Source organism: Neisseria sp. HMSC065C04 (genome assembly GCF_001815375.1).
In the GTDB taxonomy this organism is placed as follows: Bacteria; Pseudomonadota; Gammaproteobacteria; order Burkholderiales; family Neisseriaceae; genus Neisseria; species Neisseria flavescens_D.
Genome location: NZ_KV820384.1, coordinates 37,255 through 50,937, shown reverse-complemented (window position 1 = coordinate 50,937; position 13,683 = coordinate 37,255). Strand labels below are relative to the sequence as shown.

General features: G+C 50.7%; 8 protein-coding genes. 1 reads left to right on the top strand and 7 read right to left on the bottom strand.

Going from position 1 to position 13,683, the window contains the following annotated elements; translation table 11 throughout:
* Nucleotides 1-42: 42 nt before the first annotated feature.
* The 4 genes from putA to HMPREF3022_RS01695 form a co-directional block, all read right to left on the bottom strand.
* A complete protein-coding gene (putA, locus tag HMPREF3022_RS01710; protein ID WP_049331077.1) occupies nt 43-3,648 on the bottom strand; it encodes a bifunctional proline dehydrogenase/L-glutamate gamma-semialdehyde dehydrogenase PutA in 3,606 nt (1,201 codons plus the stop codon).
* A gap of 223 nt (nt 3,649-3,871) precedes the next feature.
* Nucleotides 3,872-5,398 carry a sodium/proline symporter PutP gene (gene putP / locus HMPREF3022_RS01705; protein ID WP_049331075.1) on the bottom strand — a complete coding sequence of 509 codons (1,527 nt, stop codon included), beginning with the start codon at nt 5,396-5,398 and terminating at the stop codon, nt 3,872-3,874.
* A gap of 453 nt (nt 5,399-5,851) precedes the next feature.
* A complete protein-coding gene (locus tag HMPREF3022_RS01700) occupies nt 5,852-6,646 on the bottom strand; it encodes a formate/nitrite transporter family protein (protein WP_036493807.1) in 795 nt (264 codons plus the stop codon).
* 198 nt (nt 6,647-6,844) lie between these two features.
* Nucleotides 6,845-9,058 carry a RelA/SpoT family protein gene (locus tag HMPREF3022_RS01695; protein WP_070765039.1) on the bottom strand — a complete coding sequence of 738 codons (2,214 nt, stop codon included), beginning with the start codon at nt 9,056-9,058 and terminating at the stop codon, nt 6,845-6,847.
* 88 nt (nt 9,059-9,146) lie between these two features.
* On the opposite strand from HMPREF3022_RS01695, the gene grxB reads away from it, so the two are divergent.
* Nucleotides 9,147-9,857: a glutaredoxin 2 gene (gene grxB, locus HMPREF3022_RS01690; protein WP_070765038.1), complete on the top strand. Its 711-nt coding sequence runs from the start codon at nt 9,147-9,149 to the stop codon at nt 9,855-9,857.
* A 57-nt stretch (nt 9,858-9,914) separates the two neighbouring features.
* Here the strand turns inward: grxB and HMPREF3022_RS01685 are convergent, their stop codons facing one another.
* Genes HMPREF3022_RS01685 through HMPREF3022_RS01675 form a run of 3 tightly spaced genes read right to left on the bottom strand, consistent with a single transcriptional unit; the run spans nt 9,915 to nt 13,401 of the window.
* Entirely contained in the window at nt 9,915-10,433 is a 519-nt protein-coding gene (locus tag HMPREF3022_RS01685; RefSeq protein ID WP_049331071.1) for a PqiC family protein, read from the bottom strand.
* On the bottom strand, nt 10,433-12,094 hold the full coding sequence (gene pqiB / locus HMPREF3022_RS01680) for an intermembrane transport protein PqiB (protein WP_049331070.1): 1,662 nt from the start codon (nt 12,092-12,094) through the stop codon (nt 10,433-10,435). Before pqiB ends, HMPREF3022_RS01685 begins: the two co-directional genes overlap by 1 nt.
* Nucleotides 12,091-13,401, bottom strand: coding sequence for a paraquat-inducible protein A (locus HMPREF3022_RS01675; RefSeq protein ID WP_079454222.1), 1,311 nt, complete (start codon nt 13,399-13,401; stop codon nt 12,091-12,093). The genes pqiB and HMPREF3022_RS01675 overlap by 4 nt, the downstream gene beginning before the upstream one ends.
* Between the last annotated feature and the right edge of the window lie 282 nt (nt 13,402-13,683).

Genomic DNA, 13,683 nt, shown 5'->3' with positions numbered 1-13,683 from the left:
AAAGGCCGTCTGAATTTCAGACGGCCTTTGATTTGGCTACGATTAGTCGGCAACTGCCATCAGGCTGGCGTTACCACCGGCAGCGGTAGTATTGATACTGCAAGAGATTTCTTCAAATACTTGCAGGATATCCAAACCTTGTTCGGAAGGCAGAATGCGGATGAGCGCACCGTCGCGGCCGGCCAACTCTTGTTTGCGCTCGCTGCTCAAAGGCTCGATAGCGGCAACATGGCTGATGCCTGCGTTTTCAGGTTTGCTGTTGACTTGCAACAAACCGTCCAAATCGGCTGAGTAGGAAGCCAGTGGGCTGTTTGGCTCAACAACGGTTTGAATGCCTGCGGCTGCCAGCTCGGTCAGGGCAGAGAAGGCTTGCAGCAGATTGCCGCCATGTACCCAAACACGTTTTGGAGAGCGCCAGCTCAATGAGTTGCGTTCGCCGGTCGGGCCGACCAATACGGTTTCGGCTTTGCGCAGAGTGCGAACTCGTGCGTGACCCAAAGCTGCGGCTGCAGTTTTCTTCTCTTCTACATTAAACGGCAGTTTGTGAACCAGGGTTTCCAAACGTTTGAGTGCGTCTTCGTCTGCTTGGCCGATGCGGCTGAGGGTTGGGGCAACCCATTCAGGAGTACGAACCAGGCGTTGCAGATAGAATGAACCGCCTGCTTTTGGACCGGTACCAGACAAGCCGTGACCGCCGAAAGGTTGTACGCCGACAACAGCACCAACGATGTTGCGGTTAACGTAGATGTTACCGGCTTCGATGCGGTCGCGGATATGGTCGACAGTGCCTTCGATACGGCTGTGTACACCGCTGGTCAGAGCATAGCCTTTGGCGTTGATTTGGTCGATGAGTTGATCCAATTCGCTGGCGCGGTAGCGGACAACGTGCAGTACAGGACCGAACACTTCGCGTTGCAACTCGTTCAAGTTGTTCAATTCAAACAGGATTGGACGAACGAAGGTAGAGTTGTTGTCATCAACGTCGGTGGCAGTTTTGATTTCGTGGTAAGCCTTTGCTACGCCTTTCATTTTGTTGATGTGGGCCAACAGGTTTTGTTGGGCTTCAGCATCGATGACAGGGCCGATGTCTGTGGTCAGTTGGGTCGGTTTGCCGACAACCAGCTCGTCCATTGCGCCTTTGATGATGTTGACCATTTTATCGGCAACATCTTCTTGAACGCACAAGATACGCAGGGCGGAACAACGTTGACCCGCGCTGTCGAAGGCAGAGTTCAATACGTCGAGGCAGACTTGTTCCGGCAGGGCGGTAGAGTCCACGATCATCGCGTTTTGACCGCCGGTCTCGGCAATCAGGACAGGGCTGTCGTCGCGTTTGGACAGCGCTTTGTTGATCAGGCGCGCTACTTCGGTAGAACCGGTAAAGATCACGCCGCCGATGCGGGCATCGCCGGTCAGGGCAGAGCCGACATCGCCTGCGCCGAGTACGAGTTGCAGTGCAGAAGTCGGAATACCGGCTTGATGCATCAAGGAAACGGCGTAAGTAGCAATCAGGCTGGTTTGTTCGGCAGGTTTGGCGATAACAGTGTTACCGGCAGCCAGGGCAGAAACGACTTCGCCGGTAAAGATGGCCAATGGGAAGTTCCATGGGCTGATGGCAACGATTGCGCCGACAGCTTTGGCATCTTTAGGCAGGGTGTTTTCAGCTTCGTTGGCATAGTAGCGGCAGAAGTCAACGGCTTCTCGTACTTCGGCAACGGCGTTGTTCAGGGTTTTACCGGCTTCGCGGACGGCCAGCATCATCAATGCAGGCGTGTGTTGTTCCAACAAATCGGCAAAACGGCGCAGGCAGTCGGCGCGTTCTGAAGCAGGTTTGGCGCTCCACTCCGGCAGGGCGGCAACGGCTGCACCAATAGCTTCTTGAGCCAATGCCGCATCGGCAAAGCTGACAGTGCCGACAACATCGTTGTGGTCTGCAGGGTTGCGGACGGGTTGAGCTTCGCCCACGTTACGCGCTTCGCCATTGACGATAGACGCGGCGTGGAAGTCTTCGGAAGAAGCTTGGTTGAGTTTTTCTTGCAGGTTTTGCAATACGTTTTCGTTGCTGAAATCGACGCCTTGGGAGTTCAGACGGCCTTTGCCATACAAATCGCGCGGCAGAGGCAATGCCGGATGCAGGTGGATGCCTTGTTCGGCGATGGTGTCGAACGGGCTCTTAATCAGACGGTCGATGCTGATGTTTTCGTCAACGATTTGGTTCACGAAAGAAGAGTTCGCACCGTTTTCCAACAGGCGGCGTACCAAGTAGGCAAGCAGGGTTTCGTGTGTGCCGACCGGGGCATACACGCGTACGCGGCGGCCTAAGTTTTGCGGGCCGACCACTTGGTCGTACAGGGTTTCGCCCATGCCGTGCAGACATTGGTGTTCGAAGTCTTTGCCTTTACCCATTTGGTAGATTGCGCCCAAAGTGTAGGCGTTGTGGGTGGCAAATTGTGGGAACACGGCATCTTGCGCATCCAAGAGTTTGCGTGCGCAGGCGAGGTAGGAGATGTCGGTGTGGACTTTACGGGTGTAAGTCGGGTAGCCGTCCATGCCGTCTACTTGAGCCCATTTCACTTCGCTGTCCCAGTATGCGCCTTTAACCAAACGGATCATCAGTTTTTGGTTGTTGCGGCGAGCCAGGTCAATCAGATAGTCGATAACGAACGGGCAACGTTTTTGGTAGGCCTGAACAACGAAACCGATACCTTTGTAGCCGGCCAAGTCAGGGTCGGAAACTAAAGCTTCCATCAAGTCCAAAGACAATTCGAGACGGTTGGCTTCTTCGGCGTCGATGTTGATACCGATATCGTATTTTTTACCCAAAAGGAACAATTCTTTCAGGCGCGGCAACAATTCGCTCATAACGCGTTCGTGTTGGGCGCGTGAGTAGCGTGGGTGGATGGCGGAAAGTTTGACGGAAATACCGTTGCCTTCGTAAACGCCTTGGCCTGCGGCATCTTTACCGATGGCGTGAATGGCTTGAACGTAGTCGTTGTAGTAGCGGTTGGCATCTTCTTCGGTGTATGCGGCTTCACCCAACATATCGAAGGAGAAGCGGTAACCCATTTTCTCGCGCTCTTTACCGTTTTGCAGCGCTTCTTCAATGGTTTGGCCAGTTACGAACTGTTTGCCCAACAGGCGCATTGCGTAGTTCACACCTTGACGGATCAGGGGCGCGCCGCCTTTGCTGATCAGACGGCTCAATGCGGAACTCATCTGTTTGTCGTTTGTTGCGGTCAGTTTGCCGGTAATCAGCAGACCCCATGCGGCCGCGTTAACGAAGAGGGAAGGGCTGTTGTTCAAGTGGCTTTTCCAGTTGCCTTCAGAGATTTTATCGGCAATCAGGCGGTCACGGGTGGCATTGTCCGGAATGCGCAGCAGGGCTTCAGCCAGACACATCAGTGCAACACCTTCTTCACTGGAGAGAGAGAACTCGTGCATCAAAGCATCTACACCGCTGGCTTTGGTACGGCTGGCACGGACTTGGGTAACCAAACGACGGGCAAGCTCGGAGGCTGCATTGCGTTCTTCGTCGGTCATCTGTGCACGTTGCAACATATCCTGAACGGCCTCGATTTCATCGCGGCGGTAGGCATCAGTTACAGCTTGACGCAGAGGAGTTTGTGTTGGAAAAGCGAAGTTAAACATTATTTATGTTCTCCAAAGGTTTTTTCATGGTTTCAGACGGCCTGAATTAAGACTGCCAAAACAAGCATTCTGAAGGATAGTAATATCGTAATAAAATTATGATGCGGATACAAGATGCATCCGCATAAATTGCTGTTTTTTCTGATAAGGCTCAGATTATTTTGAAACAGTTTATGTCGTAAAGACGGCCTGCACGGAATCATGCAGGCCGTCTGAAAACGTCTTATTTAGAGGCGCGGTATTCTGCGTCTGCTTTTTCAAAGCGTTCTTGCAATTCGCGTGAAGGTTTTTTGTCGATCAGGGACACCAAAACAATCACGAGTGTGCAAATGATAAAGCCGGGGACGATTTCATAGACAGTAGCGAAACCTGTTTCTTGTGCGGCCAAAGCAGGTTTTTTGATCCACTCGGCCCAAACCACTACAGTCAGTGCACCAGCAATCATGCCGGAGAGTGCGCCGTAGGCAGTAATGCGTTTCCACAGTACAGACAGGATAACAACCGGACCGAATGCGGCACCAAAGCCGGCCCATGCGTAAGCTACCAAGCCCAATACTTTGCTTTCAGGGTCAGAAGCAATCAGGATGGAAATTACGGCAATCGCCAAAACCATCAGACGGCCGATCCATACCAACTCGGCTTGTTGTGCTTTTTTACGCAGGAAGCCTTTGTAGAAGTCTTCGGTAATCGCGCTGGAGCAAACCAACAATTGGCAGGACAGGGTGGACATTACGGCGGCGAGAATCGCACTCAAGATGATACCGGCAATCCAAGGGTTGAAAAGCAGGGTAGCCAAAGCGATGAAGATACGTTCGTGGTTGCCGTTCATTTCATCAACGTGGGCAGGGTTGGCACCGAAGTAAGCGATACCGAAGTAGCCGACAGCCACGGCACCGGCCATACACAGAATCATCCAAGTCATACCGATACGGCGTGCTGAAACCAGAGATTTAGCGCTTTCAGCAGCCATGAAACGGGCCAAGATGTGTGGTTGGCCGAAATAGCCCAAGCCCCAAGCGGCGGTAGAGATAATGCCGATGAAAGTAGTACCGGCAAACAGGCTGCCGTATTCTTTACCGGTAGAAGCGGCAACTTGTTGGATGGCAGCGTTCATTTGATCTGCACCGCCCAAACCCAAGTACACCATTACAGGAGTCAGTACCAATGCAAAAATCATCAAAGAAGCTTGCAGGGTATCGGTCCAGCTTACTGCCAAGAAACCGCCCAAGAAGGTATAGGCGATGGTTGCACCGGCACCCAGCCACATGGCTTGAGTGTAAGACATACCGTGGAACAGGCTTTGGAACAGGGTAGCACCGGCTACGATGCCCGAAGCACAGTAAATAGTGAAGAAGAACAAGATAATCAGTGCGGAAACCACTTTCATCAAGTGACCGCCGGCACCGAAGCGGTGGAAGAAGTAATCAGGAAGCGTCAGTGCGTTGTTGGCATATTCGGTGTGCACGCGCAGACGGCCTGCAACCAAGAGCCAGTTGAGGTATGCACCCACAATCAGACCAATGGCAATCCAAGCTTCATTCAAACCGCTCAGGTAAATGGCACCTGGCAAGCCCATCAAAAGCCAACCTGACATATCGGAAGCACCGGCAGACATCGCGGTCACGAACGGACCTAAGCTGCGGCCGCCGAGAATGTAGTCGTCGAAGTTTCGTGTTGAAAAATAGGCGGCGAGGCCGATCAGTAATACGGCGACCAAATAGATCGCGAAAGTGATATACATGGGATTCATGTACTTATTCCTCATCTAACTTTTAAAACGGGTTTGAAATTGCAAGCAATTCATACCCAAACTTTTTTCTAATAAAAATACAGCTTAAAAATCCTGTTTTTTGCGAGAGAGACAGGATAAATTATTTTCAAATACAATAAAATACGAAATCTTAATGCATTAAATTGTAAATAATTTAAACCAGCATACCGCAAAAAGTCGCTTTTGCAAAGCGAAGAACTCAGCCTTTATTCGAAATTGATGCCACCTTTTGGCTAAGTCATTTAAAAACATAAAAATATATAAATTTTTACTGATGATGACGAAGGAAAGTGTGTGAAACTATCTTTCCTGATGTTTTTTGGGGATTAAAGAGAAAAAGTAATTAAACGACTTGGACTTTCAGACGGCCCTGTGCAGAAACCCCGTATCTGTGTCGGGCAGATACGGGGTTTTTAGAAAAAAAAGACTACATTAAATAGAAAAATCGTCTTTTAGTAAATGTTTATAAGCAAAGAGATAAGAGGCTGCGACAAAGGATGACCCGCCCAGGACGTTGCCTAAGAAAACGGGAATCATGTTGTAGAAAAATTGACCCCAACTGACGTTTGCGCCCGCCCAAATGCCGGCCGGAATGATGAACATATTGGCAACAAAGTGTTGAAAGCCGATTAATACGAAGATCATAACCGGGAACCACATGGCTAAGATTCGTCCTGAAGTATGGCGTGCGCCGAAGTAAAACCAGATGCCCATACACACCATCCAGTTACATGCGATGGCAGAAACGAATGCGCGGCCGAAGTCCATATTGACTTTAGCTTCGGCAATGGCAATGGTTTTCGCTGTGGCCGGCCCTTCGGCAAGGCCGACGTAGTGGCCGAGAAAATAGGCCATGGCAACGGCGCCTGCCAGATTGCCCAAGCTGACAATCAGCCAGTTGCGCACCAGTTTGTGGGTGCTGACGCGGCCGGTCAATCTGCCCAAAGCCATAATCATCATATTGCCTGTTGCCAACTCGCCGCCGCCGATTAAGATACAAATCAGTGCGATAGGGAACACGGATGCGCCCAAAAGGGCGGCCAGGCCGTTCCATTCGGCCGGAATGCCGCTGATGACGCGCAGGCAGGCAAGATAGCCGAAGCCGACATAACCGCCGCCTAAGAAACTCAAAATCACCAACATTTTGATGCTGAACTCGGATTTGGCGCAACTTTTGCCGATGGCGTCCTGCAAAATTTCATGAGGGAACAGGTCTCGTGTGTCCATGAAGTTTCCTTAAGGTTAATATAAGAGTAAAAATATCTTTCTTTATCATGCGGATGGCGAGTTTGCCTGAGAATATGGCGGACAGGAAATAACGGCTGATTGTAAGGATAGAAGCGTAGGTTATATATTGGCAGCCGATGTGTGAAAGGCCGTCTGAAAGCAATACTTTCAGACGGCCTTTAGATGGGGGAATAGGAATTATAAGCGCGTTACGCTTAAAACGCCTTTGATGTCGCCCAAGCTGGCTAATACGCGCGGCAGGTCATTGACTTGGCGGACTTCAAGGGTAAAGCGCATACTGGCTTCCAAATCGCGCGATTGGGTTTGCACCGCGGTAACGTTGAGTTTATGACGCGCCAGCGCATCCGAAACGTCGCGCAGCAAACCGGAGCGGTCTTGGGCGCGGATTTCAACATCGACGGCAAATACTTGTCCTTCTTGCAAGGCTGCCCAGCTTGCATTCAACACTTTTTCCGGAGCCTGTTCGGCAAGGTGGCGGAAAGAAGGGCAGGTATTGCGGTGGACGGAAATACCGCGGTCGCGCGTAACAAAGCCCACAATATCGTCCGGAGGTGCCGGTTTGCAGCATTTGGCAAGCGTGGTCATCAAGCCGTCTTCGCCGTCAATCAAAATACCGTTTTTGCCGCCTTTTTTGATTTTGGACTGCTTGACGATATTGGTTTCATCAATCGGCACAGGAGGCGGTTCATTCAGCGCGCCGCAGGCTTTGTGGATGGCGCGGTTGGAAACTTCGCCCTGACCGATGGCCGTATAGAGTTCATCGGTTTTTTTGAAGCCGAGTTTTTCCGCCAATGCTTGCAGATTGGGTTTGGGGAAGATTTTTGACAACTGTTTGTCCAGCTGGGCGCGGCCTTCTTCGCGCACGGTATCCGCATTTTGCTGGCGGATGTAGGCACGGATTTTGCTGATGGCGCGGTTGGATTTGACCCAGCCTTCGTAGAGCCAGTTGACGGAAGGGTTCCCCTCTTTGGCGGTAATGATTTCAACGCGTTGACCGTTTTCCAACGGCGTTGACAGCGGCACGATTTGTCCTTCGACTTTTGCGCCGCGGCAACGGTCGCCCACGCTGCTGTGCAGGGCATAGGCAAAGTCGATGGGCGTGGCGCCCGTAGGCAGGGAGAGGACTTTGCCGTGCGGAGTTAAAACGTAAATCGTATCGTTGAACAGCTCGGTTTTAAAGGCGGCGGCAAGGTCTTCTTTGCCGCTTTCGGCCATGTTTTCGCGCCAGTCTAGGAGTTGGCGCAACCAAGCGATTTTCTGTTCGTAGGCGGAATCACCCTTGCCACCTTCTTTATAACGCCAGTGGGCGGCAACACCGAATTCGTTGAATTGGTGCATGTCGAAGGTGCGGATTTGGACTTCCACACCTTTGTCTTCCGGGCCGACGATGACAGTGTGCAAACTTTTATAGCCGTTGCCTTTTGGGTTGGCGATATAGTCGTCGAACTCGCCCGGAATCGGCTGCCAGAGGCTGTGGACAATGCCCAACGTGGTGTAACACTCGGGAATGGTGTCCACCAAAATCCGTACGGCGCGGATGTCGAACAAGCCGTCGAAAGTGAGCTTTTTCTTCACCATTTTTTTGTAAATGGAGTAGATATGCTTCGGTCTTCCGGCAACTTCAAAATGAATATTGTATTTTTTCAGTTCCGTACGCAGGATATTGAGGAAGTTTTCGATGTATTCGAGGCGCTCGGTGCGTTTTTCGTCCAAAAGCAGGGAGATTTCGCGGTATTTTTCCGGCTCTTGATGACGGAAGCCCAAATCTTCGAGCTGCCATTTGAGTTGCCACACGCCCAAGCGGTTGGCGAGCGGGGCAAAAATGTCGAGGGTTTCTTTGGCAACGGCGCGTTTTTCAGGATTGTCGGGAATGTTGCTTAAGAATTGGAGGGTGCGCGTACGCATGGCCAGTTTGATCAGGACGACGCGGATGTCGGTAACCATCGCCAACAGCATTTTGCGCATGGTTTCGGCCTGTTGGCTGCGTTCTTCCGGCGTGGCAAGGCTGTCCACGCGTGCGAATTGGGTCAGTTTCTGCACTTCGTCCACACCTTTGACCAGCTCGCAAACGGTGCTGTTGCAGCGTTCGGCAACCAATTCTTGCCAAGTGGGAACGTATTTGCCGATGTCGGACAAAATCGTAGCCGCCACGGCATCGGGCAAGAGGTCGAGTTCGCTGACGATTTGCATCGAGCCGAGGAAATGTTCCAGCAATGGCTCGCCGTAAGTCGTTAGGGCATCGGCAGGATAATGTTCTTTAGACAGGTCAAAGGCCGTCTGAATCAGGTTTTTATCGGGATCAGGCAGCGCGGCAACATAGCCGTCGAACCATGCGAGGAGGCCTTCCAGCGTTACGCTCGATGTTTGGGGCGTTTGGCGAATAGTGGTCATGGCGTGCGTTTTTTTCTTTCTGATAAAAACGTTGCTATTGTAACAGTTTATTGCCGACAGCCCTAGATTTGTATGCGAATGCTGCACTATGTTTCAGGAAGCCTTGTTTCAGACGGCCTTGGGTGTTATGGTTAACCGTTTTGAAATTTTAAGGAACATTTTGATGAAGCTGTATATTTACGACCATTGCCCGTTTTGCGTCCGTGCGCGGATGATTTTCTGCTTGCGCGATGTGGCGGTGGAAGAAGTTGTCTTGGCAAACGATGACGAAGCTACGCCTATTGGTATGATTGGCTCAAAACAAGTGCCGATTTTGCAAAAAGAAGACGGTTCGTTTATGGGCGAGAGTTTGGATATTGTCCGTTACATCGATCAAGGCCGTCTGAAAGAAGAAGTTCGTCCTGAAGTGCAGGCTTGGTTGGATAAAGTGGGCGAATACAATAACAAATTGGTACAGCCGCGCATGGTCAAAATCGGTTTGCCCGAATTTGAGACCGATGAAGCGAAAAAATACTTTATCGACAAAAAAGAGAAAAGTATCGGCAATTTCGAGACTAATCTGAATAAAACGGCGCAATATCTGGCGCGTCTGCATCAAGACTTGGCCGAACTGGAAGCGCTGGTGTGCGAAGGCGAGGGCTTGGGCGGTGAAATCAGTTTGGAAGATATCCTGACGTTCCCTATTTTGCGCAACCTGACTGTTGTGCGCGGTATTCAATGGCCGCAAAAATTGATGGATTATTTGTTGGCGATGAGCGAGAGTTCCGGCGTGGCTTTGTATTTTGACCGCGCGTTGTAATGAATGTTTGAAACATAAAAAAGGCCGTCTGAAAGTTTTTTCAGACGGCCTTTTGGTTTAATAGGCAATCGTATCGGCAACCTGTGACAAACCGTTTTCCAACGATTCGAGCATGGCGGTATAGCCGTCGCCTTGCTGCGGCGTGATGGCGTTAAACGGTTTGCTGCGTCCGTCCGGCCATTGTGCATAACCGCTGATGGTGGTCTGCCCCTGATAGCTGCCTTGGAAGGCTTCGATATAGACTTTCAGGGTTTGGCTGCTTTGGCTGCGTGAAGCAGGCACGAAGGTGCGATGCGGATTGAGGCGGTTGAGCTTGTTGCTGAGATTTGCTGCCAACGCGCCATCGAGCGGTGCCGCCCACAGGTGGTTTTTCGCCAGATTCACATGATAGGCATCGGTTTGGTAAACGAGGCCGCCGTTGGCAAGCGGTTCGGCAAGGTTGACTTTGACCGCGATTTCGTTGCCATGCGCAGCAGGTCGGATGTACTGGCTGTCGGGCAGAACGAAATATTGTGTGCTTTGCGCAGTACCGCAGGCGGCAAGCGTCAGGGCGGCGGCAATCGGGAAGAGGCGCATTATCGGCTTCCTTTCGGGATAGGGTCTTTGCTGCTGTTGTTAAAAATCAGTGCGTTGGGTTTTTCTTTCAAAGTATTAATCACGGGTTGAACGTCTTTTAAGGTTTTGTCCAAACTTTGCAGCGTATTTTGTACGTCGCCGTAGATAGGCGATTGAGGCGATACGCCTTGCAGGGTTTGACGCAACTCTTTCAGAGTTTGGTTCAACTCGTTCGGAATGTTTTGCGTTTGTGGTTTGCCGACCAGTTTGTCAATGGAGCTTAGGGCGGCATTGGCAGATTTGAGTGTGGACTTGAGTTCGGCAAGCGAACCGTTCAAGCCGGCAACGGTTTTATCCAATGGCAGATTGTTGAACTTGTCTAACAAGTCAGCCACTTTTGCCTGCAAATCGTCCAAGCCGCCGCCTTGGGTTGCGATAACGGTATCGCCTGCATAAACGGTATGCGGTCGCAGCTTAGGCGAGGCGGAAGGCTGATCGTTCAACTCAATCATTTTGCTGCCGGTCAGCAGGTTGTTGCTGGAGATGGTGGCAGTCAGGCCTTTGTTTAGGGCCGTCTGAAATTGTTGTTTCCAATGTTCTTTGCTTTGTTCGTCGGCATTGATTTCCAAACGGGAAGGCTCGATGCGGATGCGTACGGGAATCCAACCGTTTTCAAACAAATGCAGGCTGTCGTTGCGGTCGAAATAAGGGACATCGGAAACCACGCCGACATTCAGGCCTTTGTATTCGACAGGCGAACCGGCAGTCAGGCCGCGTACGGATTGTTTGAAGAATGCAGTGTAATACAGTGAGCGGTCGTCAGGCAGATTGGCCACTTCGCTGCGGCTGTCATAAAGCGTGAAGCTGTCTTCGCTCTTGACGTTTTTGCTGTCGCTTGTTTTAGGCGAATCAAACGAAATCGCGCCGGACAGCAGGGCAGGAAGCGGAGCGGAATTGAGTTTGACACCGCTGCCCGTAGTTTCGATATTAATGCCGCTTTCCAGCCAAAAACGGCTGGCGGAATTAATCAGTTTGTCGTTGGGGCTTTGGATGAAAATGGTGTAATGCACGCTTTGGTCGGACGGGTCAAAATGCGCGCTTTCTACTTGACCGACCATAAAGTTTTCATACAAAACAGGGCTGCTGACGTTGAGGATGCGGTCGTTTTTACCGATCAAATTCAGGCGCAGGCCGCTTTGACCGATGGCGGCAATCGGCGGAATGTCTTGGACGACAAATACATCTTTGGTTTCTTGGCTTTTGCCCGGTGTAAATGCAATATATGAGCCGGAAAGCAAGGTTCCCAAGCCGGTAACGCCGCTTTGGTCGATACGCGGTTTGACCACCCAAAATTGGGTATCGCTGCGGATAAGGTCTTTGGCGTCGGCGCTGAGCTGAGCAGTGACTTCCACGCCTTTTTGGTCGTCGCGTAATTTGATGCGGGTAACGCGTCCGACATCGACGTTCAACACCTTAATAACGGTGTTGTTGACTTCGATGCCTTCGGCGCTGTCCATCAACAGCGTAACGACAGGGCCGCGGTTGCGGATGTCTTTAATCAAAAGCCAGCCGCCGGCAATCAGCGCAATCAGCGGAATCAGCCACACGATAGAAGTGAAGACATTGGTTTTCTTGACACGCGCCGGGGCGTGATAATTGGGTGAAGAATCGTGTTTTTTCATTGTTTTAAGGTCTGCTCAGAATCAAGGCCGTCTGAAAGCTGCTGTTGCTTGTCCCAAATCAGACGGGGATCGAAATAATAGGCCGAAAGCATGGTCAAAATAACGACCAGGCAGAAGTAAATCGCCGCACCACCCGGCACGACGCGCGCCATATTGGTGTGGAACGAACTCATCAAAATAATAATCACAAAAATATCAATCATCGACCAGCGGCCGATGGATTCGGTAATCCGATACAAAACCGACATTTTGTCCGCGCTCATCACGGGTTTGAAGTATGCGGAATAAATCAAAACCGCCATCGCAATAATCTTCAATACCGGCACCATAATACTGGCGCTGAAAATAATTACCGCAATCAACCTGTCGCCGTCGTTCCACATATAAACAATGCCGTTAAAAATCGTGTTGATCTCCAAAGCCGTCGGATTGGACGAAATCATAATCGGCAGGATGTTGGCAGGGAAATACAGGATAAACGCCGCCATTAAAAATGCCAGCGAAATGCTCAGGCTTTTCGGGCGGCGGCGGTATAAGTCTGCGCCGCATACGCCGCAAGGCTGCTCGTCTTTATTGCGGAAATACAGGCAGCGGCTGCAACAGATTTTGTTTTCAGTGGCCGTCTGAACCGCATGGCCGCCGGTTAAACGGTGAATCTTATAATAAACCCAATGCTGCGGAATCGATACCGAAGTCCGAATTAGCATGACCGACAACGGAAACATCAGATAAAACGCTGAGCCGAATTCCACTGTAGCAACGGACGAGAGCTTGATATATGCCACCAAAGTGGAAATGAAAAACACATCCACCATAATCCAATGACGCAGCCGAACCAATACACGCGTCGCAAAGCGCAGCGCAGGGTAGGCCTTTTCGCGTATCAAAGCCGTATAAACATACAGGCAGAGCAGTAAAAACAGTAAAGGCGCACCAAAGGTGAGGATAAACATCACTTCCGCCAGAAAACCGTAATCCAGCGAAATTAAAAGGCGCATCATTTGCGGCAACGACAAAATCGATGTCACGCCGAACAAATCGACGCGGATATACACCATATTGTACGCGAACGCCATCAGAATCAAGGTTGTCAGCGCATAGGCAATTGGCGCGATATACGGATTGTTTTCCACCTCCACAATTTCATGGTTGCACACCGGACAATGCGCTTCCTGTCCCTGACGCAGGCGCGGAATATCCATACGGCAGCCGCAATCCGGGCATTCCACCGTATGTGCAGGCAGCGTCGCATCAGGAAGATAAGACTTGTAGCGCCACCAGCGATGGTAGGCAGGAATCCGTTTCATGGTTCGGCAGGGGATAAAGAAGGTGCAAAGAGTGTTGCATTATAAAGGAAAACAGAAGGATAGCCCAAATTTAGGTCGATATTTGATTGAATGGCGGCTGCTTAATAAGGTTTGGGCCGTCTGAAAAGTTTGAAAAGGGTTTAGAAGGTTATTGCTATGGGCTGTTAAATTTTATTAATAGGTCTTAGTTTGGTTTATTGTTATTATATTAAAAATAAGATATATTCTCAATATTTAAAAACACGATAATCCTTGTAGATTTGTGGAAGGTACACGGTCAAC